At 72.3% G+C, this 23220-nt stretch carries 21 protein-coding genes; 17 read left to right on the forward strand and 4 right to left on the reverse strand.

Going from position 1 to position 23220, the window contains the following annotated elements; genetic code table 11:
• The first annotated feature begins 4 nt into the window (after positions 1-4).
• From JK361_RS18510 to JK361_RS18570, 13 genes are read left to right on the forward strand one after another with little or no spacing between them, the layout of a single operon-like run.
• Positions 5-1525, forward strand: coding sequence for a right-handed parallel beta-helix repeat-containing protein (locus JK361_RS18510; RefSeq protein ID WP_201819247.1), 1521 nt, complete (start codon positions 5-7; stop codon positions 1523-1525).
• Position 1526: 1 nt separating this feature from the next.
• Positions 1527-2759, forward strand: coding sequence for an O-antigen ligase family protein (locus JK361_RS18515; protein ID WP_201819249.1), 1233 nt, complete (start codon positions 1527-1529; stop codon positions 2757-2759).
• A gap of 2 nt (positions 2760-2761) precedes the next feature.
• The gene (locus tag JK361_RS18520; protein WP_201819251.1) at positions 2762-4006 is read left to right on the forward strand and encodes a glycosyltransferase; all 1245 of its coding nucleotides are present in this window, start codon (positions 2762-2764) and stop codon (positions 4004-4006) included.
• Complete coding sequence (locus tag JK361_RS18525; RefSeq protein ID WP_201819253.1) at positions 4003-5238, forward strand: class I SAM-dependent methyltransferase; 1236 nt, start codon at positions 4003-4005, stop codon at positions 5236-5238. Before JK361_RS18520 ends, JK361_RS18525 begins: the two co-directional genes overlap by 4 nt.
• The gene (locus JK361_RS18530; protein WP_201819254.1) at positions 5235-6029 is read left to right on the forward strand and encodes a glycosyltransferase family protein; all 795 of its coding nucleotides are present in this window, start codon (positions 5235-5237) and stop codon (positions 6027-6029) included. The genes JK361_RS18525 and JK361_RS18530 overlap by 4 nt, the downstream gene beginning before the upstream one ends.
• Entirely contained in the window at positions 6026-6673 is a 648-nt protein-coding gene (locus JK361_RS18535; protein WP_201819262.1) for a PIG-L deacetylase family protein, read from the forward strand. The genes JK361_RS18530 and JK361_RS18535 overlap by 4 nt, the downstream gene beginning before the upstream one ends.
• A gap of 3 nt (positions 6674-6676) precedes the next feature.
• The gene (locus JK361_RS18540) at positions 6677-7702 is read left to right on the forward strand and encodes an NAD-dependent epimerase/dehydratase family protein (protein WP_201819264.1); all 1026 of its coding nucleotides are present in this window, start codon (positions 6677-6679) and stop codon (positions 7700-7702) included.
• Complete coding sequence (locus tag JK361_RS18545; protein WP_201819266.1) at positions 7690-8973, forward strand: DUF4910 domain-containing protein; 1284 nt, start codon at positions 7690-7692, stop codon at positions 8971-8973. The genes JK361_RS18540 and JK361_RS18545 overlap by 13 nt, the downstream gene beginning before the upstream one ends.
• Before the next feature lie 5 nt (positions 8974-8978).
• A complete protein-coding gene (locus JK361_RS18550) occupies positions 8979-10286 on the forward strand; it encodes an MATE family efflux transporter (protein WP_201819894.1) in 1308 nt (435 codons plus the stop codon).
• A complete protein-coding gene (locus JK361_RS18555) occupies positions 10283-11230 on the forward strand; it encodes a glycosyltransferase family 2 protein (RefSeq protein ID WP_201819268.1) in 948 nt (315 codons plus the stop codon). The genes JK361_RS18550 and JK361_RS18555 overlap by 4 nt, the downstream gene beginning before the upstream one ends.
• Positions 11227-12456: a polysaccharide pyruvyl transferase family protein gene (locus JK361_RS18560; RefSeq protein WP_201819276.1), complete on the forward strand. Its 1230-nt coding sequence runs from the start codon at positions 11227-11229 to the stop codon at positions 12454-12456. Before JK361_RS18555 ends, JK361_RS18560 begins: the two co-directional genes overlap by 4 nt.
• Positions 12453-13004, forward strand: a complete 552-nt coding sequence (gene rfbC, locus JK361_RS18565) for a dTDP-4-dehydrorhamnose 3,5-epimerase (protein ID WP_201819278.1) — start codon at positions 12453-12455, stop codon at positions 13002-13004. Before JK361_RS18560 ends, rfbC begins: the two co-directional genes overlap by 4 nt.
• Before the next feature lie 8 nt (positions 13005-13012).
• The gene (locus JK361_RS18570) at positions 13013-14365 is read left to right on the forward strand and encodes a glutamate-1-semialdehyde 2,1-aminomutase (protein ID WP_201819280.1); all 1353 of its coding nucleotides are present in this window, start codon (positions 13013-13015) and stop codon (positions 14363-14365) included.
• A gap of 12 nt (positions 14366-14377) precedes the next feature.
• Here the strand turns inward: JK361_RS18570 and JK361_RS18575 are convergent, their stop codons facing one another.
• Positions 14378-15061: a phosphatase PAP2 family protein gene (locus JK361_RS18575; RefSeq protein ID WP_201819288.1), complete on the reverse strand. Its 684-nt coding sequence runs from the start codon at positions 15059-15061 to the stop codon at positions 14378-14380.
• Between the two features lie 448 nt (positions 15062-15509).
• Positions 15510-16517, reverse strand: coding sequence for an NADP-dependent oxidoreductase (locus tag JK361_RS18580; RefSeq protein ID WP_201819289.1), 1008 nt, complete (start codon positions 16515-16517; stop codon positions 15510-15512).
• A gap of 271 nt (positions 16518-16788) precedes the next feature.
• Between JK361_RS18580 and JK361_RS18585 the strand changes: the two genes are divergently transcribed.
• Entirely contained in the window at positions 16789-17358 is a 570-nt protein-coding gene (locus JK361_RS18585; RefSeq protein WP_201819291.1) for a DUF485 domain-containing protein, read from the forward strand.
• Entirely contained in the window at positions 17355-18971 is a 1617-nt protein-coding gene (locus tag JK361_RS18590; RefSeq protein WP_201819293.1) for a sodium/solute symporter, read from the forward strand. The genes JK361_RS18585 and JK361_RS18590 overlap by 4 nt, the downstream gene beginning before the upstream one ends.
• Before the next feature lie 24 nt (positions 18972-18995).
• On the opposite strand, the gene JK361_RS18595 is transcribed toward JK361_RS18590, so the two are convergent.
• A complete protein-coding gene (locus JK361_RS18595) occupies positions 18996-20186 on the reverse strand; it encodes a PucR family transcriptional regulator (RefSeq protein WP_201819295.1) in 1191 nt (396 codons plus the stop codon).
• Between the two features lie 140 nt (positions 20187-20326).
• Between JK361_RS18595 and JK361_RS18600 the strand changes: the two genes are divergently transcribed.
• Together JK361_RS18600 and JK361_RS18605 are read left to right on the forward strand one after the other, a co-directional pair.
• Positions 20327-21058 carry a carboxymuconolactone decarboxylase family protein gene (locus JK361_RS18600; protein WP_236053178.1) on the forward strand — a complete coding sequence of 244 codons (732 nt, stop codon included), beginning with the start codon at positions 20327-20329 and terminating at the stop codon, positions 21056-21058.
• The gene (locus JK361_RS18605) at positions 21051-21860 is read left to right on the forward strand and encodes an SDR family NAD(P)-dependent oxidoreductase (RefSeq protein ID WP_201819297.1); all 810 of its coding nucleotides are present in this window, start codon (positions 21051-21053) and stop codon (positions 21858-21860) included. Before JK361_RS18600 ends, JK361_RS18605 begins: the two co-directional genes overlap by 8 nt.
• A gap of 78 nt (positions 21861-21938) precedes the next feature.
• Here JK361_RS18605 and JK361_RS18610 read toward each other — a convergent pair whose 3' ends face one another.
• On the reverse strand, positions 21939-23216 hold the full coding sequence (locus JK361_RS18610; protein ID WP_201819299.1) for an ABC transporter substrate-binding protein: 1278 nt from the start codon (positions 23214-23216) through the stop codon (positions 21939-21941).
• Between the last annotated feature and the right edge of the window lie 4 nt (positions 23217-23220).

The raw sequence follows: 23220 nt of genomic DNA on the forward strand, positions 1-23220 counted from the left end.
ACGCGTGGGGATGAAGTGGCGGCACCGGGCATGGCCGGCGGCACCGCTGGCGCTGGCCCTGCTGGCGGCGACCGGCTGTGAGAGCACGCCGGACGCGCGGCCGGGGCCGGCCGCTGTGCCGTCCACGCCCGTGGCCCGGGTGTGCGCCCATCCCGCGGCCGGTCCGGCGAAGGCGCCCGCGGGCGCGGTGACGGTCGACCCCGCGGTGGCCGGTGATCTGGCCGCGAAGACCAAGAGCAGTCCTCCGCACACCACCTTCTGGCTGCGACCGGGCAGGCACCGCCTCGATCCCGACCGCTACGCCCAGGTCATCCCCAAAGAGGGCGACAGGTACCTCGGGGCGCCGGGCGCGGTGCTCGACGGCCGGAAGACCAACCAGTACGCGTTCGGCGGCACCGCCCGCAACGTCACCATCCGCTACCTGACGGTGCGGGGTTTCGTCGCGCCGCACGACGAGGGCGTGGTCAACCACGACTCGGCCGACGGGTGGGTGATCGAGCACGCGACGATCCAGAACAACTCCGGCGCCGGGCTGATGGCCGGTGCCGGCCAGCAGGTCCGCGCCAGCTGCCTGCGCGGCAACGGCCAGTACGGCATGAACGCGTACAAGAGCGGCGGCCGTATCAGCGGCCTGGTGGTCGAGGGCAACGAGATCGTGGGCAACAACAGGGACGACTGGGAGCGGCGGCGGCCGGGCTGCGGCTGCACCGCGGGCGTCAAGTTCTGGGCCGTCGACGGCGCCGACGTGCGCGCCAACTGGGTGCACGACAACCGCGGAGCGGGGTTGTGGGCGGACACCAACAACAACGACTTCCGTATCGAGGACAACGTGCTGGAGGACAACGACGGCGCCGCGCTGATCTACGAGACCAGCTACAACGCGGTCATCCGGAACAACACGATCCGGCGGAACAACTGGGTCGAGGGCCGCAAGGCAGCCGACCGCGGCGACAGCTTCCCGTTCGCGACCGTCTACCTGTCCGAGTCCGGCGGCGAACCACGGATCCAGGCCCGCACGGACAAGATCGAGATCTACCGGAACGTGCTGGAGGACAACTGGTCCGGGATCACCCTGTGGGAGAACGCCGACCGGTTCTGCAACAGCCCGGCCAACACCTCGTCCGGTGACTGCACGTTGCTGGTGAAGGACACCGGCCGCTGCGCTCGGCCGGCGATCGCCACCGCACCGCTGTACGCCGACTGCCGGTGGAAGACCCAGCGGGTGGACATCCACGGCAACCGCTTCGTACTGGACGAGTCCGTCGTCTCCTGCACGGTGAAGTGCGACCGCATGGCGGTGCTGGCCAACTACGGCACCTTCCCGGACTGGTCGCCGTACCAGGGCGAGCGGGTGGCCGAGGCGATCACCCGCAAGCAGCACAACCGCTGGCACGACAACGTCTACGTCGGTCCATGGAAGTTCGTCGCCCACGACCCCAGCCGGGTGCTCGACTCCGGGCAGTGGCAGGGCACGCCGTACCAGCAGGACGCGGGCAGCACCTTCCGCGCAGGGGGCGGTGGCTGAGATGCGCGCGGACCACACGCCGAAGATCGTCGGGACAGTCTGGGGGCTGCTGGTCCTCAACACGCTCGGCTCCGCGGGGGCGAAGACCATCGTCCCGCTGCCCCGTTCCCTCATCCAGATGGTCACCATGGGCTCGCTGGTCGCCGCGTTCGCGCTGGCCCTCGTCCTCAATCTGCGGCTGCGCATCCGGGCCAGCGCCTTCTTGCTGCTGCTCTCCCTGCTGCTGGTGCCGAGCGTGCTCTCCAGCGTGCACCTGGAGTCCGGGTTCGGCGCGCTGTTCCGCTGCGCCCGGCTGGCCCTCTTCATCGGCACGCTGTGGCTGCTCAGCCGCTGGTGGGACGGCGGTCCGACGTTCGTCCGGCACCACATCCGGATGTACTTCGCGGTGCTCGGGTCGGTGGCCGCCGGCCTGGTCGTCTCACCGGGCGCGGCCTTGCCCGACCTCTACGGCGGGCGGCTGGTCGGCGCGTTGTGGCCGCTCACCCCGCCGCAGATCGGACAGTACGCGGCGGTGATCATCGGCCTCACCGTGCTGCTCGCGCTGGACCGCCGGACCGACAGGACCAGCGCCGCGGTGGTCATCGTGCCGTCGTTCGTGCTGCTGGTGCTGACCCATACCCGTACGGCCACCCTCGGCCTGTTCATCGGGCTGGCGTTGGCGATCGGCTCGCTCATCCTGACCAGCGCCGCGGCCCGCCGGTTCTTCACCTGGGCGGTGCTGTGCGCCGTGGTGGCCGCGGTGGGATTCGCCTCCGCGCTCCAGGCGTGGTTCCTGCGCGGGCAGAGCCAGGAGAACTTCTCCAACCTCACCGGTCGGGCCAAGGTCTGGGACGCCCTGCTGGCAGCGCCCCGGACTGCCTCGGAGCAGCTGTTCGGCGTGGGCCTGGGCGACAAGTCGTTCGGCGGGCTGCCGATCGACAACAGCTGGCTGGCCGTCTACAACGAGCAGGGGCTGACCGGCGTCGCCCTGGTCGCGGCGATCATCATCGTGCTGGGCGGCGTCGCGTTGCTGCGGCCACCGTCGCTGTCGAGGGCCTGCGCGATCTACCTGATCAGTTACTGCGCGATCGCGTCGTACACCGAGGCCGGGCTGGGCGACGCCTCGCCGTATCTGCTGCATCTGACCGTGGCCGCCTCGCTGCTGGCGGCACCTGCCGCGGCCACCGGCCTGCCGACGCCGGAAGCCGCCCGACGCCGCGTCCCGCGCAGGGCCCAGAGATCGGAGGTGACCTGAGCATGCACGTCCTCGTGGTGCACAACCGCTACGCCTCGGCGCAGCCGAGCGGGGAGAACAAGGTCGTCGACCAGGAGGTGGCGCTGCTGCGCGGGGCCGGCCACCGGGTCGAGGTGTTCGAGCGGCGCAGCGACGACATCGCCGCCCGGTCCCTGCCGGGCAAGGTCGCGGTACCGCTGCTGGTGCCGTGGAACCCGGCGGTCCGCACGGAGCTCGCCGCACTGCTGCGCGCCGAGCGGCCTGACGTGGTGCACGTCCACAACGTCTTCCCGCTGCTGTCGCCGGCGGTGCTGGCCGCCTGCGCCGACGCCGGCGTGCCCGCCGTCGCCACGCTGCACAACTACACCCAGGTCTGCCCGCCCGGCACGCTTCAGCGGGACGGCCGGCCGTGCACCGAGTGCGTCGGCTCGGCGGCGGCGCTGCCCGCCGTCCGGCACGGCTGCTACCGGAACTCGAGGCTGGCGACGGTGCCGCTCGCGGTCAGCCTGAGGGTGAACCGGCGGCGCTGGTGGTCCGGCGTGGAGCGGTTCCTCTGCATCTCCGCGGCGCAGCGCGCCGTGCTGGTGCGGGCCGGCATGCCGGCCGACCGGCTGGCGGTGAAGCACAACTTCGTGCCCGACCCGGACGCCCGCCGGTCGGGCGACGGCGAGCACCTTCTCTATCTCGGCCGGCTGGCCGAGGCCAAGGGCGTACGGCTGCTCATGACCGCGTGGGACGCGCTCGCGGCGAGCGGCGGGGTGGGCGTGCCGCTGGTGATCGCCGGCACCGGACCGCTGGAGGCGGAGGTCGTCGCCTGGGCGGCGGGCCGGGACGACGTGCGCTACGTCGGTCTGTACGACACGGCGGAGTGCCAGAAGGCCATCGCCCGGTCGGTGGCGGTGGTGGCTCCCTCGACCTGGCTGGAGGCGTTCGGCCTGGTGGTCGTGGAGGCGATGGCGGCCGGCGTCCCGGTCGTCGCCGCCGGTCACGGCGCCTTCGTCGAACTCGTCGAGGACGGCGTGACCGGGCTGCTGCACCGGCCGGGGGATTCCGCCTCGCTCGCGTCCTGCATCCGCCGGATCGCGGCCGAGCCGGACCACAACCGGGAGACGGGCCAGGCGGCCCGGCTCCGCTACGAACAGGGCTTCAGCCCGGCCGTCGGGCTGGAGCGCCTGCTGGAGGAGTACCGCACCGCGATCGCGGGGCGGTCGGCACAGACTCGCGGCGGGGACACCCGCGCGAGCAGGGGGGATGGGGACACCAGATGACACGATGCCGACTCTGCGGCTCGGAAGCGATGGCGAGCGTCGTCGACCTCGGGGCCACGCCACCGTGCGAGAGCTTTCTCGCGGCGGACCGACTCGACGAGCCGGAACCGGCGTACCCGCTGCACCTGCGGGTCTGCACCGACTGCTGGCTCGCGCAGATTCCTCCGCTGATCACGCCGGAGGAGACGTTCAAGGAATACGCGTACTTCTCCTCGTACTCGACCTCCTGGGTGGAGCACGCGCGGACGTTCGTCGCCGACGCCGTCCAGCGGGTGGGTCTCGGCCCCGACGCCTTCGTGGTCGAGGTCGCGAGCAACGACGGGTACCTGCTGAAGCACGTGGTGGACCGCGGGATCCGCTGCCTCGGCATCGAGCCATCGGTAAACGTCGGTGCCGCGGCGCGGGACGCGGGTGTGCCCACGCTCACGGAGTTCCTGTCCCCGGACACCGGCGCCGGCGTACGCGCCGAGCACGGCCCGGCGGACCTGGTCGTGGCCAACAACGTGTACGCGCACATCCCCGACGTGGTCGGGTTCACCCAGGGGCTGCGCGCCCTGGTCGCCGACGACGGCTGGGTCTCGATCGAGGTGCAGCACCTGCTGACCCTGATCGAGGAGAACCAGTACGACACGATCTACCACGAGCACTTCCAGTACTACACGGTCGCGTCCGCGATCCGGGCGCTGGCGAGCGGCGGACTCGCGCTCGTGGACGTCGAGTTGCTGCCCACGCACGGCGGCTCCATCCGGCTGTGGGCCCGGCCTGCCGAGGTGGCGGGCGAGCCGTCGCAGCGGGTGGCCGACGTGCTGGAGAAGGAGAAGGCCGCCGGGCTCCAGGAGCTGTCCGGATACGCCGAGTTCTCCGCCCGGGTGGCCAAGGTGCGCCGGGATCTGCTGCGGTTCCTCGTCGAGGCGGCGGAGCGCGGCGAGAGGGTCGTCGGCTACGGCGCCCCGGGCAAGGGCAACACCCTGCTCAACCACTGCGGCATCCGGCCCGACCTGCTCGCGTACACGGTCGACCGCAACCCGTACAAGCACGGCAGGTTCACCCCGGGCACCCGCATCCCGATCCTGCCGCCCGATCAGATCGCCGCCGACAGACCGGACTACGTCCTCGTCCTCCCGTGGAACCTGCGGGCCGAGCTGGTCGAGCAGCTGTCCTTCGTGCACGAGTGGGGCGGCCGGCTGGTCTTCCCCATCCCGGAACTGAGCATTGTCGAGGTCAAGCGATGAAGGTCGTCCTGTTCTGCGGCGGTTACGGAATGCGGATGCGCAGCGGCGCCGCGGACGACGTGCCCAAGCCGATGGCGATGGTCGGTCCGCGGCCGCTGATCTGGCATGTCATGCGCTACTACGCGCACTTCGGGCACCGGGAGTTCATCCTGTGCCTCGGGTACGGGGCTCATCACATCAAGGACTTCTTCCTCAACTACGAGGAGACGACGTCCAACGACTTCGTGCTGCGGGGCGGGCGGACCGAGCTGCTGTCCACCGACATCTCCGACTGGACGATCACGTTCGCGCAGACCGGCATCGAGTCGCCGATCGGTGAGCGGCTGCGCCGGGTGCGGCACCACCTGGACGGCGACGAGATGTTCCTCGCCAACTACGCCGATGTGCTCACCGACGCCCCGCTGCCGGAGATGATCGAGAACTTCGCCCGGCGCGACGCCGGCGCGTCGATGATGGTGGTGCCGCCGCAGTCCTCGTTCCACTGCGTGGACCTGGGCGAGGACGGCCTGGTGGGAGGCATCACCGCGGTGAGCGAACTGCCGCTGTGGGAGAACGGCGGCTACTTCGTGCTCCGCCAGGAGGTCTTCGACCACATACCGGAGAACGGCGACCTGGTCGCCGACGGATGCGCCCAACTGGCCAAGCGCGGCCGGCTGGTGGCGCACCAGCACCGCGGCTTCTGGAAGCCGACCGACACCGTGAAGGAGCGCGCCGCACTCGACGCCGCCTATGCGCGGGGCGAGCGCCCGTGGGCCGTGTGGGAGCGGGACGACGCCGGGGTGCGCGCGTGATCCGGCTCGGGGCCGGGTCCCCGGAAGCGATCGCCGCGGTGGGCGCGCACTGCGACGACATCGCGATCGGCGCAGGCGGCACGCTGCTCGCCCTGTGCCGCGCCCGGCCCGGGCTGCGGGTCGACGCGCTGGTGCTCTCCGGCGGCGGCACCGAACGCGAGCAGGAGGAGCGGGCCGCGCTCGCCGCCTTCTGTCCGGGCGCCGACCTGCGACTGACCGTGCTCAAACTGCCCGACGGCCGCATGCCCGTGCACTGGGACGAGGCCAAGGCCGCCGTCGAGGAACTGCGCGGACGGGCCGACCCGGACCTGATCCTGGCGCCGCGCGCCGATGACGCGCACCAGGACCACCGCGGCCTGGCGCAGCTGATACCCACGGCCTTCCGCGACCACCTCGTGCTCGGCTACGAGATCGTCAAGTGGGACGGCGACCTCGGCCGCATGGCGGCGTACCAGCCGCTGTCGCCGGAGATCGCCGAGGAGAAGGTGCGGCTGCTTCAGGAGCACTATCCCTCGCAGCGGCACCGGCCCTGGTACGACCGGGAGGCATTCCTCGGGCTGGCACGGATCCGCGGCATCGAATGCCACGAGCGATACGCCGAGGCGTTCGCCGTCACCAAAATCACGCTCAACCTGGGGGGTTGAACCTTGCGCGTACTGCTCACCGGACACCAGGGCTATCTGGGAACCGTCATGGCCCCGGTCCTCGCCGCCGCCGGGCACGAGATCGTCGGCCTCGACGCCGGCCTGTTCGCCGACTGCGTCCTCGGCCCGGAGCCCGCGGACCCGCAGGGGCACCGGGTGGACCTGCGCGACGTCACGGCCGAACACGTGGCCGGGGTGGACGCCGTGATCCACCTGGCCGCCCTGTCCAACGACCCGCTGGGATCGCTGGCGCCGGAGCTGACCTACGACATCAACCATCACGCGTCCGTACGCCTTGCCCGGCTGGCCCGCGACGCCGGGGTGCGGCGCTTCCTGTACGCGTCGACCTGCTCGGTGTACGGCGCCGCCGGCGGCGACGACCTGGTGGCCGAGGACGCCCCGCTGCGCCCGGTGACGCCGTACGCGGAGTCCAAGGTGCGGGTGGAGGACGACCTGCACGCGCTGGCCGACGGCGACTTCAGCCCGGTGTACATGCGCAACGCCACCGCCTTCGGCCACTCGCCCCGGCTGCGCGCCGACATCGTGCTGAACAACCTGGTGGGCCACGCGCTGCTGTCCGGCGAGGTCCTTGTGCTCTCCGACGGCACCCCGTGGCGCCCGCTGGTGCACGCCGCCGACATCGCCCGGGCCTTCACGGCCGCGCTGACCGCGCCGCGGGAAGCGGTGCACGACCGGGCGTTCAACATCGGCAGCGAGACGAACAACGTCACGGTCGCCCAGATCGCCGAGCAGGTCGCCGAGGCGGTGTCCGGCGCGAAGGTGCGGATCACCGGGGAGAACGGTGCCGATCCGCGGTCGTACCGGGTGGACTTCTCCCGGTTCCGCACGGCGATCCCCGGCTTCGACTGTGAGTGGACGGTGAAGCAGGGCGCGCTCGAACTCGCCGACGCCTACCGCAAGTGCGGGCTGACCCGGGAGGACTTCGAACAGCGCTTCACCCGCCTCGCCGTGCTGCGCGCGGCGTCCGAGGCCGGTGCCGTCGACGACACCCTGCGGTGGCGCCGGTGACCGCGGTCGGCGACCGGATGTACGAGCTGGTGGAGCGGGTGTACCCGCTCTGCCGGAGCATCACCGGCGACGGTGTGCGCGCCACCCTGGACATCGTCGGCGAGTACATCCCGCTGCACGTGCACGAGGTGCCGACCGGGACGCAGGTGCTCGACTGGACGGTGCCGCAGGAGTGGAACATCCGGGACGCCTACATCGCCGGCCCGGACGGCAACCGGGTCGTCGACTTCGCCGCGTCCAGCCTGCATGTGCTCGGCTACAGCGTGCCGGTGTCGGGGACCATGCCCCTGTCCGAGCTGCGCGCGCACCTGCACACCCTGCCGGAGCACCCGTCCTGGGTGCCGTACCGCACCAGCTACTACCAGCAGGAGTGGGGGTTCTGCCTGGCCCAGGACACCTTGGACGCGCTGCCGGACGGCGAGTACGAGGTGCGCATCGACTCCACGCTCGCCGACGGCCACCTCACCTACGCCGAGCACGTGGTCCCCGGACAGGTCGCCGACGAGGTGATCGTCTCCTGCCACGTCTGCCACCCGTCGCTGGCCAACGACAACATGGCCGGCGTCGCGGTGGCGACGTTCCTGGCCAGGGCGCTGGCCGAGCAGACGCCCTACTACACCTACCGGTTCATCTTCGCGCCCGGCACCATCGGGGCGATCACCTGGCTGGCCCGCAACGCGGAGCGGATCGACCGGGTCAAGCACGGTCTGGTGCTGGCCTGCGCCGGCGACCCGGGGTCACTGACGTACAAGCAGAGCAGGCGCGGCGACGCGGAGATCGACCGGGTGCTGCGGCACGTGCTGGCCGCCTCCGGACGACCTCACCACGTGGCCGAGTTCACTCCGTACGGCTATGACGAGCGGCAGTACTGCTCGCCCGGGTTCGACCTCGGGGTGGGCTCGCTCACCCGGACCCCGTACGCGGGCTATCCCGAGTACCACACGTCGGCGGACAACCTGGACTTCGTCTCCCCGGAGGCGATGGCGGACACCCTTGCCGTCTGCCGCGAGGCGTTCGCCGTCCTGGACCGCAACCGGCGGTACCTCAACCTCAGCCCCTACGGCGAACCACAGCTGGGCCGGCGCGGGTTGTACGACGCGCTCGGCGGGCGCAGCGACACCAAGCAGGCCCAGATGGCCATGCTCTGGGTGCTCAACCTCTCCGACGGCGAGCACAGTCTGCTGGACGTCGCCGAGCGGTCCGGGCTGCCGTTCGACACCGTCGCCGGCGCGGCCGGCGCCCTGCGGGGCGCCGGGCTGATCAAGGCATGACGCCGATGACCACCGGGGAGGAGAAGACGGCGCCACCGGCGGCCGGGGCCGAGGGCGGCCGGTCCGCCAAGCGGGCCCTCGTCGGCCGGCTGTCCTGGGGGCTGGCCGACCAGGCGGCCTCCAGCATGACCAACTTCGCGGTGGGGATCTACGTGGCGCGCTCGCTGGGGGTGACCGCGTTCGGCGTGTTCAGCCTGGCCTGGGTGACCTACGGCGTGGTGCTCAACGTCTCCCGCGGGCTGGCCACCGATCCGCTCGTGGTGCGCTTCAGCGGCGTGCCGGACGCGTCCTGGCGCGGGGCGGTGGTCCGGTCGTCGGGCACCGCGCTCGGTGTCGGCTCGGCCATCGGCGCGGCCTGCCTGGTGGTCGGGCTGGGTCTCGGCGGCCGGGTGGGGCCCGCGTTCGCCTGCCTCGGCGTCGTGCTGCCGGGGCTGCTGCTCCAGGACGCCTGGCGGTTCTCGTTCTTCGCCGCCGGCGCCGGGCGGAAGGCGTTCGTCAACGACCTCGTGTGCGGCATCGCGCTCGTCCCGGCCATGGTCGTGGCGGCCCGCGTGGGCACCGTGGGCGCTTTCGTGCTCGCCTGGGGTGCGGCCGCCACGGTGGCCGCCGCGTACGGCTGCCTCCAGTCCGGCATCCGGCCCCGGACGAGCCAGGCGCGCGCGTGGCTCCGGGAGCAGCGCGATCTCGGCTACCGGTACCTGGTCGAGAACGTCAGTCTCAGCGGCGCGAGCCAGCTGCGGGCGTACGGGCTCGGCGCGATCGCCGGGGTCGGCGCGGTGGGTGCGGTGCGGGGCGCCGAGCTCCTGATGGGCCCGTTCCTCGCCGTACTGATGGGGCTGTCGCTGGTCACCGTCCCGGAGGCGGCACGGGTGCTGCGGCAGGCCCCGCACCGCCTCGGCTCGTTCTGCCTCGTGCTGGGCGGCGGGCAGGCCGCCGCCGCGCTGCTGTGGGGCGGGGCGCTGCTGCTGATGCCGGACCGGCTCGGCGAGCTGGTGCTCGGCGACGTCTGGCACTCCGCGGCGGCCCTCATCGTGCCGATCACCCTCAGTGTCGCGGGCGCGGGCCTCGGCACCGGCGCGGCGGCCGGGCTGCGCGCGCTCGGCGCGGCCCGGCGCAGCCTGCGCTGCCAGCTGTTCGCCTCCGCCTGCTACGTCGGCGGCGGGCTCGGCGGGGCGGCCGTCGCCGGCACGGTCGGCTCGGCCTGGGGCGTCTCCGCCGCGACCGTCAGCGGCTCGGCCGTGTGGTGGCTGCAACTGCGGTCCGCCCTGCGCGAGCACCGCCAGAACACGATCCCCGAAGTGAGGACTTCATGACCGCCCAACCCAGGCTGAGCATCGGCCTGCCCGTGTACAACGGCGAGGAGTACCTGGCCGAGTCGCTCGACGCGCTGCTCGGCCAGACCTACGAGGACTTCGAGCTGGTCGTCTCCGACAACGCCTCGACCGACGGGACCGAGGACATCTGCCGCAAGTACGCCGCGCAGGACGCACGCATCCGGTACATCCGGCTGCTCAGGAACGTCGGCGCGACGCCGAACCACAACTACGTGTTCACGCAGTGCCGTGGCGAGCTGTTCAAGTGGGCCTCGCACGACGACCTCTACGCCCGCGATCTGCTGCGGCGCTGCGTCGAGGCGCTGGACGAGCGGCCGGACGTGATCCTCGCGCACGCCGACCAGGCGGTCATCGACGGCGACGGCCAGGTGAAGGTCCCCTACGAGTACACGCTCGCCACCGGCTCGCCGCACGCGCCGGAGCGGTTCCGCAGCATGCTGTTCGAGCCCGGCGGTGACGACTTCTACGGGGTGATCCGGGCCGACGCGCTGCGCAGGGTGAGGCCGATGGACAGCTACCACCACGCGGACCGCACGTTCGTCGCCGAGATCGCCCTGCACGGGCGGTTCCACCAGGTGCCGGAACTCCTCTACTTCCGCCGCGACCACCCCACCCGCGCCGAGCGGGCGAACCCGTCCAAGCGCTCCCGGTGCGTCAACCTGGACCCGCGCCGGGCGGGCCCGCTGCACCCGACGCCCCGCCTGCTCGCCGAGTACGTGTGGGGCTTCACCTCGGCGATCCGGCGGGCCCCGTTGTCCCCGGCCGACCGGCGCGAGTGCTACCGCCACCTGGCCACGTGGATGACCAGCCGGGTCCGGCCGGGCGCCGGCGAGCGGGTGGAGGACCGCGCCCCGGTCGACCCCGCCAAGCTGACCGTCTGCGTCGACGCCCTCGTCGCCGGACGTGACGGGAGGCGGGCATGACGTCACGTGAGACTCCGGTACGGGTCGGGGTGTTCGGTCTGCTCGGCTCCGGCAACCTCGGCAACGACGGGTCGCTCGAGGCCGTGCTCGGATACCTCCGCGCCCGGCACCCGGAGGCGGTCGTGGACGCGCTGTGCGGCGGACCCGAGGCGGTGACGGCCAAGTTCGGGATCCCCGCGACGCGGCTCCACTGGAACCGCGCGGAGTACCGGACCGCGTCCCGTGCGGGCGCCATCGCGTCGAAGGGCCTCGGCAAACTCGTCGACGCCTTCCGCACCGCCGCCTGGGTGCGCCGGCACGACGTGGTGATCGTGCCGGGCATGGGCGTCCTGGAGGCCACCCTGCCGCTGCGGCCGTGGGGCTTCCCGTACTCGCTGTTCCTGCTCTGCGCGAGCGGCCGGCTGCTGCGCACCCGGGTCGCGCTGGTCAGCGTCGGCGCCGCGACGATCGGCAGCCGGCCGACCCGGGCCCTGGTGCGCTGGTCGGGGCGGCTGGCCGCGTACCGGTCGTACCGGGACGACCAGTCCCGTGACGCGATGCGGGCGATGGGCGTGGACACCGCGCGCGACGAGGTCTACCCGGACCTCGCCTTCTCCCTGCCGACGCCGGACGCGAGGGTGCCCTCGGGGCCGCCGGGCCGGGTCTGCGTCGGTGTCATGGACTTCCACGGCGGCAACGACGACCGCGCCCGGGCCGAGGAGATCCACCGGCGCTACCTCGACGGGACGATCCGGTTCGTCCGCGCGCTGGTCGAGGAGGGCAGGCCGGTCCGGCTGCTCACCGGTGACGAGTGCGATGCGCCGGTGGTCGCCGCGATCCTCGAGGCGGTGGACTCGCCGCTGGTGACCGCCGCCGAGCCGGCCTCACTGGCCGACCTGATGAGGGAGACCGCGGCTGCCGACACCGTGGTGGCGGTCCGGTACCACAACCTCATCTGCGCGCTGAAGACCGGCACGCCCGCGCTCGCCGTCAGCTATGCGGCGAAGAGCGACGCGCTCATGGACCGGATGGGGCTCGGCGCGTACTGCCACCCGGCGCGCGAGGTCGACGCCGACCGGCTGCTCGAACAGTTCCGGGCGCTGGAGAAGCGTTCGGCCGAGCTGAGGCAGGTCCTCGCCGAGCGGAACCTGGCCGCCGCCCGGCACCTCGAGCACCAGTTCAGCTCCTTGACAGCGGCCCTGTTCCCGGCGGCCGACCACGCCCACGCCCTGCGGGAGGCTCCATGAAGGCGACCGAAGTCCCGGCGATCGACGGGGCGTTCCTGTTCGAGCCGACACCATACGCCGACGAGCGCGGCTTCTTCTGCCGCACCTTCGACGCCGACGTGTTCCGCTCGGTGGGCCTCGACCCGGACGCCTTCGTACAGGACAGCGTGTCCCGCTCGGTGGGAGGCGTGCTGCGCGGTCTGCACCTGCGCTCCGGCGCGGGCGAGGCCAAGCTGGTGCGGTGCTCGTACGGGAGGATCTTCGACGTCGTCGTGGACCTGCGGCCCCACTCGCCGACCTACCGCGGCCGGGCCTTCTTCGAGCTGTCCGACGAGACGCAGGCGGCCCTGTACATCCCGGCGGGGTGCGCGCACGGCTTCCAGGCGCTGACGGAGACCGCCGACGTCTCGTACCGGATCGACCGCCCGCACGATCCGGCCGAGGACGTGACGATCGCGTTCGACGACCCGGAGCTGGCCGTCCCGTGGCCGCTGCCGGTCACATCGATGTCCCAGCGGGACCGGGAGGCGCCGAGCCTCGCCCAGGTCCTGAAGCACATGGAGAGTTGAGGTCGGCGTTGGACACAGAAGGCACAGAAAACACGGAAGGCACCGAAGAGTTCCGCCTTCCCAGGTCGCGGAGGGCGAACGAGCGGCTGCACGCCCTGATCCCCGGGGGCGCGCACACCTACGCCAAGGGCGACGACCAGTACCCCGAGAACCTGGCCCCGGTCATCAGCCACGGCCGCGGTGCCCATGTGTGGGACGTCGACGGCAACCGCTACATCGAGTACGGCTCCGGCCTGCGGTCGGTCAGCCTCGGCCACGCCCACCCACGCGTGGTCGAGGCGGTGCGGCGGGAACTCGACCGCGGCAGCAACTTCGTCCGGCCGTCCGTCGTGGAGGTCGAGGCCGCGGAACTCTTCCTGGCCACGGTACCGACCGCCGAGATGGTGAAGTTCGCGAAGAACGGCTCCGACGCCACCACCGCCGCGGTGCGCCTCGCCCGCGCCGCCACCGGGCGCCCGCGGGTCGCCCTCTGCGCCGACCATCCGTTCTTCTCCGTCGACGACTGGTTCATCGGCACCACGCCGATGTCCGCCGGTATTCCGGCGGCGACCAACGAGCTGACCGTGGCGTTCCCCTACGGTGACCTGTCCGCCACGGAGGAGCTGCTCACCCGGTACCAGGGCGAGGTCGCGTGCCTGATCCTCGAACCGGCCACCCACACCGAGCCGCCGCCCGGGTACCTCGCCGGCCTGCGCGAGCTGGCCGACCGGCACGGCTGTGTCCTGATCTTCGATGAGATGATCACCGGCTTCCGCTGGTCCGAGGCGGGCGCCCAGGGCCTGTACGGCGTCGTCCCCGACCTCTCCACGTTCGGCAAGGCGCTGGGCAACGGATTCGCCGTCTCCGCGCTGGCCGGGCGCCGCGAACTGATGGAGCGGGGCGGGCTGCGCCACTCGGGCGACCGGGTGTTCCTGCTGTCCACCACGCACGGTGCGGAGACGCACTCCCTGGCAGCCGCGATGGCCGTGTTCACCACCTACGCGCAGGAGGGCGTCACGGCGCGGCTGCACGCCCTCGGCGAGCGGCTGGCCGCCGGTGTCCGCAACGCCGCGGCCGCCATGGGCGTCGGCGACCACCTCGTCGTCCGGGGCCGGGCCAGCAACCTGGTCTTCGCCACCCTCGACGAGAACCGGCAGCCGTCGCAGCCGTACCGCACGCTGTTCCTGCGCCGGCTCCTCGCGGGTGGGGTGCTGGCCCCGTCGTTCGTGGTGAGCAGCGCGCTCGACGACGCCGACATCGATCGCACCGTCGACGTGGTGGGCGAGGCGTGCGCGGTGTACCGGAAGGCGCTGGACGCCGGTGACCCCACCCCCTGGCTGGCCGGACGGCCGGTGAAGCCCGTGTTCCGCCGCCTGTCGTGACCTGACGTGACGTCAGCGGCGTTGCTGCGGGCCGGTGTCGGCCGTCCGGTCGGTGAGCCGGTCGGCCGTCCGGTCGACCAGCCACGCGGTCGCCGGTGTCACAGCCAGCGCGGTGCACCAGCCGCCGAGCACGTCGGTCGGGTAGTGCGCGCCGAGGGCGACCTGCGCCCAGCCCATGGCGGCGCCGGCGACCAGCGCCGTGGCGAGCACGAGTGACGTGCCGGCCGTCCTGCCGAGGCCGAGCCGGCCGCTCGCGAGCAGCGCCGCCACGAGGGCGAGCGCGGTGAGGAAGGCGGTGTGGCCGCTCGGGTAGGACAGGTTGTCGGCGCCGTGGATGGTGCGTCCCGCCAGGTGCTTGAGCAGCGTCGCCGTTCCCACGGTCAGGCCGGCGCCGGCGACGACGAGCACCGCCGAGCGAGGACGCCGAAGCAGCAGGCAGCCCGTCACGGTGGCCACGATCAGCATGGCCGCTCCCCCGGGCTCCCCCAGGAAGTCCAGGGCGAGGGCGACGTGCCGCCACGGCGGCCCGACACCGTCCACCGTCGCCCCGATCCGTGCGTCCACCCTGCCGGGCTTGCTCGCGTCGGCATACCGGACCCCGAGCAGGAGGACCAGCAGCGCGGCGAGAGCCGCGATCGGTCCGAGCCACCTGCGCAGTGTCGGGGGCAGCGCCGCGGGCGCCGGCCGGCCGGTCACACGCCCACCGCGTCCGGTCGCCCTGCGGTGGGCCGGACCGGCTTGCGGACCCGCGCGGTCCTGACGATCCCCCGCCACTGCCGCCGGTCGGCGTGGCCTTCGACTTCCGTTGGCGCCAACTCCCCACCAGTACCCTGGTCATGGGCATCGAGCATGTCTTCGCTCGCCACCCTAACCAACAATGCGGCGGCGCACACCGGCATCGGAAAGTCCGCGTACCGACGCCGCCGGGGCCGTCGGGCGGACCGGCGGCGACGCTGCGGTACGGCGGCCGCCGGCTCTCCCCGGCGCCGTTGCGAGGCCGCGGCACGACCGGCACTCCCCGCGGGGGGCCGGCGCAGGACCTGCTCGCGGTTCACCGGTGGTGATCCGCAGCACTCGCCCCGCCCGGCGCGAGGCCCCGCCCCGCTGCCGTCTCAGCGGGGCGACGGCCCCCTCCCGCCGGCGGTCATGTCAGCTCCAGCACCAGCTTGCCGACGTTCTCGCCGCGGAAGAGCATCTGCAGCGTCGCGGGGAAGTCGTCGACCGTGCCCCTCACCACGTGTTCCTTGACCTTGATGCGGCCGGCGCCGATCCAGGCGGCGATCTCCTGCGCGGCCTCCGCGTAGCGCTTGGCGTAGTCGAAGACGACGAAGCCCTCCATGCGGGCGCGACGCACCAGCAGCGAGAGGTAGTTGGAGGGGCCGTGGACGGGCGTGGCGTTGTTGTACTGGCTGATCGCGCCGCAGACCACGACGCGTGCGTGCATCGCCAGCCGGGTCAGGGCGGCGTCCAGGATCTCCCCTCCGACGTTGTCGAAGTAGACGTCGATGCCGTCCGGGGCGTGCTCGCGCAGGGCCTTCCTGACGTCTTCGGCGCGGTAGTCGATCGCCGCGTCGAAGCCCAGCTCGCCGGTGAGCATGGCGCACTTCTCGGGCCCGCCGGCGATGCCCACGACCCGGCAGCCCCTGGCCTTCGCGATCTGCCCGGCGATGGTGCCGACCGCGCCGGCCGCACCGGACACCACGACGGTCTCGCCGTCCTTCAGCGCGCCGACGTCCAGCAGGCCGAAGTAGGCGGTCATGCCCGGGATGCCCAGCGCTCCCAGGTACGTCGAGGGCGGGGCGAGGGAGGTGTCGATCTTCATGGCGCCCCGGCCGTCGGAGACCACGTGCTCCTGGACGCCGAAGGTGCCGGCCACATGGTCGCCGGGCCGGAAGCCGGGGTGGTTCGATGCGGTGACCTCGATGACGGATCCGGCGCGCATCACCTCCCCGATGCCCACGGGCGGCAGGTAGGAGGGGCGGTCGTCCAGCCAGCCCCGCATGGCCGGGTCCAGGGAGATGACACGCGTCCGGCCCGCGAACAGGCCCGGCCCCGGTTCCACGAGCGGTTCAGCACGGTGCTCCCAGTCTTCGGGTTTCACCTCGCCCACGGGTCGGGCTGCCAGACGGATCTGACGGTTGGTCGTGGACATCACGCCTCCTGTCGTCACGGAACCCCGACCATACCGACCAGCGGGTATGCCGTTCGCCGTGACATTCCCCACAGGCCGTCCCTGCGTCCGGCAGCCTAGGGTCCGGGGCATCCGATCATCGGCGGACCGTCGCCGACCGGATGCGGCATCGAGCCGGAACCGTGACTCTCGACAGGCTTATCAGGCATTCCAACCAGTCGGTATCGTGCGCCGCCACACCGATGCTTCACGCCACCTCCCACGGATCCGAGCCGCACCGGAAGGCCACGCGATGACACACCCTCACGACAACCGGTACCCACCGGCGTCGCCTGACTGGACGCAGCCACGGCCCGCGCCCCATGACGGCGCCCCGCGGCGCGAGTCGTACGGGCGGGACCCGTGGCAGGGGTCGTACGGACAGGGGGTCCCGCAGGACCCGTACGGACAGGGCGTCCCGCAGGACACCGCGTACGGCTCCCCCGCACAGGGCGTCCCTCCGTACGACGCGTACGGGCAGGCCCCGCGGCGTTCCCCGCACGCGCGGGACGCCCATGCGCACGGTGCCGACCTCGCCGACCTCCGCTCGGCCTACAAGGTGCTCCGCCGCGTGTCCACGCTCACCGCGCTCGGATCCTTCGTGGTGTACGTGGTGCTGTCCTGCTGGGCGCCGGGCCTGATGGGTTCGCAGATCGCCGGGGAGCTGAGCCTGGGGATGGCCCTGGGGGTGCTGCAACTCCTGGTCACCTTCGCGGCCGTCTTCTGGTACGGACGCAGCGCACGGCACTCCGTGGACCCGCTGGCGCTGGCCGTCAGGGAGCGAACGGTCCGGCCCGGCCGGGACGCGGGGGTGGCGGGATGAACGACTACGGCTCGGGGACGCAGGCGGTCGTCCTGGTCCTGTTCAGCACCCTGGTGACGCTCACGCTGCTGATGTGTGTGATGGCGGGGCCCGACCGCGACGACCTGACGAACTTCTACACCGGCTACCGCTCGCTCACCCCGTTCAGGAACGGCCTGGCGATCGCGGGCGACTACATCTCCGCGGCCACGGTACTGAGCACCACCGGCATCATCGCCCTCGCCGGATACGACGGTTACGTCCTGGCGGTCAGCACCGCCCTGTCGCTGGTGCTGCTGATGTTCCTGCTGGCCGAACCGCTGCGCAACGCCGGCAGCTTCACGATGGGCGACGTCCTGGCCCGCAACATGTCCGGGCGGTCCGTCCGCATCGCCTCCTGCGTCGTGACGCTCGCGGCGACCCTCCCCTTCCTGGTCGTCCAGCTCTCGGGGGCCGGGTCGCTGCTCACCTTCATCCTGGGCATGTCGCACGAGTCCGGCGCCAGGACGGCGTGCATCGCCCTCGTCGGCAGCCTGATGATCATCTATGCCGCGATCGGCGGCATGCGGGGCACCGCGCTCGTCCAGATGATCAAGATCGTGTTCCTGCTCGGCACCAGCGTCACCGTCGCCGCCCTGGTCCTCAACCGTTTCGACTGGAGCCCCGGCGCGGTGCTCCGGGCCGCCGAGCGCGGCAGCGGCACGGGCCCGGCCTTCCTCCAGCAGGGCCTGCAGCTGGGCACTTCGGCAAGCCAACGGCTGGACTTCGCCAGTCTCCAGATGACCGTGATCCTCGGCGCGGCCTGCCTGCCGCACATCACGATGCGTCTGTACTCCGCTCGGGACGTGCCCGCCGTACGCCGCTCCATGTCCTGGGCGGTCGGTACGGTGACCACGTTCTGCCTGACGGTGATCATCATGGGCACGGGCGCGGCGGCCCTGGTGGGATCGCAGTACATCACCGCGGCCGACGCGCACGGCCGGACGTCGGTGCTCATGCTGTCCCGGGCGCTCGGCGGCGGCGCCGGCACGGTGAGCACGACGGTTCTCTACGCGGCGGTGGCGGGCACGGTGTTCATCACCCTGCTGTCCTCGGTCGCGGGGATGACCCTGGCCGCGGCCTCGTCGCTCGCCCACGACCTGTTCGCCCACGCGCTGCGGCGGGGACAGGCGGCGCCGCGCACCGAGATGACGGTGGCGGCCTGGACGAGCGTCATGGTGGGAACCGTCGCCATCCTGCTCTCCGTGCTGGTCCGGGACTGGGACGTCGCCGTACTGACCACGCTGGCGATCTGCATCGGGGCGTCTGCCGTGGCCCCCGCGTTGACCTACTCCCTCTTCTGGCGGGGGTTCACGCGTACCGGTCTGCTCGCCGCCCTCTACGGGGGCACGGCCAGCGCACTGGTGCTGATGGTCTTCTCCAAGGCGGTTTCGGGCACGCCGTCCGCCGTCTTCCCGGACGCGGACTTCGACTGGTTCCCCCTCCAGTCCACCGGCCTGGTGTCCATCCCGTTCGGCTATCTGGCGGGGTGGCTGGGAAGCCGGCTGGACCACCGGCGCCGCGCCGCCGAGAGCCGCGAGAACCGGCGGCTCTACGAGGAGAGCGAGGCACGGCTGCTCGCCGCGGCCGAGTGAGCAGACGTCAGGCGAGCGTGCCGGTCAGTGGCCACGGCCAGGCCCGGCCGGCCCTCGCGCAGGCGTCCCCAGCTCGCGTGCCGCCAAGGCCCAGCTGAGTTCCACCGCGGTGTCCGCGGCGTCCAGGCGGGTGCCGGTGAGCTCCTCGAAGCGGCGCAGCCGGTAGCGGACGGTGTTGACATGGACGTGCGCGTCGCGGGCGACCTCGCCGATGCGCCGTCCCCCTCCCAGGTACCGGCGCACCGACTCCTCGATGAGCGCACCGAACTCGCCCTCCGCCTCCAGCGGGCGCAGATAGCGGTCGTACAGCAGCTCGGCGAGTTCCGGTTCGGCGACGACCGCCACCCGCCAGGACAGGTCGCCCAGGTCGTACACGCCGCGCAGTCCGTACGCACGGGCGGCCTCCAGCATCCGGCCGGCAGCGCGGAAGGAGCGGTGCACGGCGGTCAGTTCCGCCGGCGGGCCGAGCCCGGCCGTCACCTCCAGGTCACCGGTGTCCGGCTTCGCCTCGACGACTCCTGCGACGACCTCGTCCAGCACGGTGAGCAGCGCTGCCCGGCCGTTCCCGCGGCCGTGGGCGGCCAGAGAGCGTTCCAGCGCCTCCGGACCGGCATCGCCGTCCGGGACGGCCCTGACGGCCCGGTACGGCCGCGCCGGGTCCAGTCCGTAGATCGCCGCACCGCTGTGGATCTCCGCCGCGCTCAGCGTCCCGTAGAGCAGTCCGCGCAGGTAGTCGGCGCGGCGGCGGGCGTCGAACAGGGCGGAGTCGACCTCAGCCTGCCGGTGTTCCGCGGTGATCCGCAGGCTCGCGACGTCCGCGAGTTCCCACAGACACCTGGTGCGGTCGACGATGACACCGGGGTCCAGCCCGCGTTCGGTCGCCTCGGCGATGAACAGGTCCCGTATCGCGCTCAGCGCTCGGCGGAAGGCGCGGAGTCCGTCGCTGAGCGGCACGCCCCGGGCGGCCCGGTCCCGGGCCACGTCGGCTTCGCCGAACTCCTCCGGTGCGGGCACCCTGCCCTCCCGCACCACCGCGAGAGCCCGCTGGAAGTGCCGGTGCCAGATCTGGTCCAGGAGTTCCCGCGGCACCGCGCGATAGGACGGGACGTGCTCCTCCAGCTCCGTGTGCAACCGCCCGCCCACCTGTCTCTGCTGGGCGGCCATCGCGACGATCACCCGTTCGAGGGGCGCCGGCGTGCCCGACTGTCCGGGCATGGACATCACCTCCGCCCCTTCGGTACCGGCCGTTGTGCAACCGGACAATACGCCGGGCTCCGCCGTTGGCCGGCGAGCCGTCGACAACCCCCGGCGCCCGGAAGCACAGTGGCACGGCGGCGGAAGGAGCGCTTCGGCGCATGCCCGGTGAAGCGCCGATCGACGTGCTCGGACCCGCCCTCGTGCCACGACCCGTCCCGACCGACACTGCGGAGACCGCCATGACCGACGAGCACCGTCACCGACCCCGTCGCGCCGCCGACGACACCGGCCCGCGCATCCCACCCCTGCCCGAGGACGACTGGGACCCGTCCACCCGGGAGCTGCTCGCCGCGATTCCGCGGGATGCCGACGGCCACCTCGCCGACGTCTTCACCACGTTGGCGCGGCACCCCGGCCTCTTCCGGCACTTCCTGCCGTTCGGCAGTTATCTGTTGCGCGAGGGCCGGCTGCCGGCCCGGACCCGGGAACTGCTGATCCTGCGCACCGCATGCAACACCCGGGCCGGTTACGAATGGGGGCGACACGTACCGCTGGCCGGAGCCGCCGGGATCACCCGCGAAGAGATCCGGCGAATCGGCGCGGGCCCGGACGCCCAGGGCTGGTCGCCGGCCGACGCCTGTCTGCTGCGCGCCGCCGACGAGCTGCACCGGGACGCGCATCTGTCCGCGGCCACCTGGACCGCACTCACCGCCGACCACGACGAGGCACAGCTGATCGAGATCACCATGCTCGTCGGTCAGTACCACATGGTCGCGTTCTTCCTGAACTCCGCCGGAACCCGGCTCGAGCCCGACTACGCCGCGGAGACCCTGCCCGCGCCCCCCGGCGCCGGTGCGGACGCACCGGAAGGGGTACCCGGCGATGCCTGAGCCCCGGCACTCCGCGCCTCCCGCGCTCGGCCTGCTGAACGGCCGGAACGTACTGGTCATCGGCGCGGGCACCCGCCCCGGCGACGGTCCGGAAGCACCGGTGGGCAACGGGCGGGCCGTCGCCGTGCTCGCCGCCCGCGAGGGAGCCTCCGTGGCCTGCGCCGACGTTTCCCCCTCCGCCGCGGCGGCCACCACCGCCCTGGTCGAAGAGGAGGGCGCCCGTGGCCTGGCCGTGGTCGGTGACGCCACGGATCCCGTCCAGTCCTCGGCCATGGTCGCCGAGGCCCTTCGCGGACTCGGCTCGCTCGACGCGATGGTGGTCAACGTCGGCATCGGACTCGGCGCGGGCCTCGCGGGCACCTCACCGCAGCAGTGGGAACGTGTGCTCTCGGTCAACCTGAGCGCTCACTTCCTCGCCGCCAAGTACGGACTGCCCGCGATCGCCGACGGAGGATCGATCGTCTTCGTCGGTTCCGTGGCCGGGCTGCGCGCCGCCACCGACTCTCCCGCCTACGACAGTTCCAAGGCGGGCCTGTCGGGCCTCACCCGCCATGTCGCCAGGGAGGGTGCGCAGCGCGGGATCCGCGCCAACCTGGTCGTCCCCGGTCTGATCGACACCCCGATGGGCCGTGCGGCCTCGGCCGGGCGGGCGACGCGTGCCACCTCGTTCGCCCGCATACCGCTCGGGCGCCAGGGCACCGCCTGGGAGGTGGCCGAAGCCGTCGCCTTCCTGCTCTGCGACCGCTCCTCGTACATCACCGGGCAGAGCCTGGTGGTCGACGGAGGGCTGAGCGCCGTCTGAGCAGGTGGTGCCGGACCGCTCCGCCGGGCGGGGCGGTCCCCGGGCGTCTGGACACCGGCCCGGGGCCGCCCGGCCCGCTCAGTTCGTGAGCGGGCCGAACTCCTTGCGGGTGTCCACCGGCTTGCCGAACAGCTGCCACCGCTCGCCCTTGAACCGCATCAGCTGCATCGTCTCGATCGGGAAGGCGTCGCCGTGGCCCGTGGACAGGGTGACACCGGGCAGCAGCAGTCCCACCTTCACGTCCTTCAGGTTGCGCACCGCGTCCCGCAGCCCTTCCCTGGTGGGGCATTTCATCGAGTCCAGGGCCCGGTGCAGGCTGGCGGCGACGGCCCAGCCGTAGGCGTTGAACTGGTTGGCCGGGTCGGTGTCGGGGGCGTGCTCGTGCATGGCCTTCAGGTAGGTCTTCATCGCGGGGTCGTCCGCCCAGTGCGGGTCGGCGGGGTCCTTGAAGTAGGTCGCCGAGACCACGCCCTGGACGTGCTCGAACCCGACGGGCTTGAGCACGGCGGCGGACGAGGCCACGTTGTTCACGATGTGCAGCGGGTTCCACTTGGTGTTCCTGGCGTCGGCGGCGAGGGCCTGGCTGCCGAACTTGGGGGTGGTGACGTCCAGCAGGACGTCGGCCTTGGACCGGGACAGGCTCGCCATCTGCGCCGACACGGACGGGTCGGTGACCTCGTAGCTCTCCTTGGCCACCACCTTGACGCCGCTGCCGGCGACGGCCTTCTCGAACCCGCCGAGCAGGTCCTTGCCGAAGTCGTCGTTCTGGTAGAGGACCGCCACCCGGGCCTTCGGCTTCGCGTCCGTCAGGTACTTGGCGTACACCCGGGCCTCGGCCACGTAGTTGGGCTGCCAGCCGATGGTCCAGGGGTGCTTGTCGTCCGTGCCCCAGACGGAGGCACCGGTGGCGACGAAGGGCTGCGGCACCTTCTGCTTGTCGAGGTAGTCCCACACGGCCGCCGTGGAGGGGGTGCCCAGGGTCTGGAACACGGCGAAGACCTTCTCCTGCTCGACGAGTCTGCGGGCCTCCTCGACCGCCTTGGGCGGCTGGTAGCCGTCGTCGCGGACGATGAACCGCACCTTGCGGCCGTCTATGCCGCCCTTGTCGTTGACGTATTCGAAGTAGGCCGCCACGCCCTTGCTGATCGTGCCGTACGCGGAGGCGGGTCCCGACAGCGGGTAGATCCCGCCCAGTTCGATGGTGTCGTCGGTGATGCCGGTGGTGTGCTGGCCCTTGCACGCGCCGCCGGCGGCGGTGTCCGGGGCGTCCTGCCCTCGCTGGGTGCTACAGGCGGTTGCGGTGAGCAGGGCGGCGGTGGCGGCCGCGGCCGCCCGCAGAGCGGTCGTCTTGTGCATGTGG

The sequence above is a fragment of the Streptomyces musisoli genome, assembly GCF_016741855.1.
In the GTDB taxonomy this organism is placed as follows: domain Bacteria; phylum Actinomycetota; class Actinomycetes; order Streptomycetales; family Streptomycetaceae; genus Streptomyces; species Streptomyces musisoli.

Excerpts from the sequence above, each read along its gene's own strand:
- JK361_RS18585 (WP_201819291.1), top strand. The coding sequence starts at position 16,789 with ATGACACACCCTCACGACAACCGGTACCCACCGGCGTCGCCTGACTGG.
- JK361_RS18595 (WP_201819295.1), bottom strand. The coding sequence starts at position 20,186 with ATGCCCGGACAGTCGGGCACGCCGGCGCCCCTCGAACGGGTGATCGTC.
- JK361_RS18560 (WP_201819276.1), top strand. The coding sequence starts at position 11,227 with ATGACGTCACGTGAGACTCCGGTACGGGTCGGGGTGTTCGGTCTGCTC.
- JK361_RS18520 (WP_201819251.1), top strand. The coding sequence starts at position 2,762 with ATGCACGTCCTCGTGGTGCACAACCGCTACGCCTCGGCGCAGCCGAGC.
- JK361_RS18600 (WP_236053178.1), top strand. The coding sequence starts at position 20,327 with ATGCCCGGTGAAGCGCCGATCGACGTGCTCGGACCCGCCCTCGTGCCA.
- rfbC (WP_201819278.1), top strand. The coding sequence starts at position 12,453 with ATGAAGGCGACCGAAGTCCCGGCGATCGACGGGGCGTTCCTGTTCGAG.
- JK361_RS18550 (WP_201819894.1), top strand. The coding sequence starts at position 8,979 with ATGACCACCGGGGAGGAGAAGACGGCGCCACCGGCGGCCGGGGCCGAG.
- JK361_RS18530 (WP_201819254.1), top strand. The coding sequence starts at position 5,235 with ATGAAGGTCGTCCTGTTCTGCGGCGGTTACGGAATGCGGATGCGCAGC.
- JK361_RS18610 (WP_201819299.1), bottom strand. The coding sequence starts at position 23,216 with ATGCACAAGACGACCGCTCTGCGGGCGGCCGCGGCCGCCACCGCCGCC.
- JK361_RS18525 (WP_201819253.1), top strand. The coding sequence starts at position 4,003 with ATGACACGATGCCGACTCTGCGGCTCGGAAGCGATGGCGAGCGTCGTC.
- JK361_RS18580 (WP_201819289.1), bottom strand. The coding sequence starts at position 16,517 with ATGTCCACGACCAACCGTCAGATCCGTCTGGCAGCCCGACCCGTGGGC.
- JK361_RS18605 (WP_201819297.1), top strand. The coding sequence starts at position 21,051 with ATGCCTGAGCCCCGGCACTCCGCGCCTCCCGCGCTCGGCCTGCTGAAC.
- JK361_RS18515 (WP_201819249.1), top strand. The coding sequence starts at position 1,527 with ATGCGCGCGGACCACACGCCGAAGATCGTCGGGACAGTCTGGGGGCTG.
- JK361_RS18555 (WP_201819268.1), top strand. The coding sequence starts at position 10,283 with ATGACCGCCCAACCCAGGCTGAGCATCGGCCTGCCCGTGTACAACGGC.
- JK361_RS18590 (WP_201819293.1), top strand. The coding sequence starts at position 17,355 with ATGAACGACTACGGCTCGGGGACGCAGGCGGTCGTCCTGGTCCTGTTC.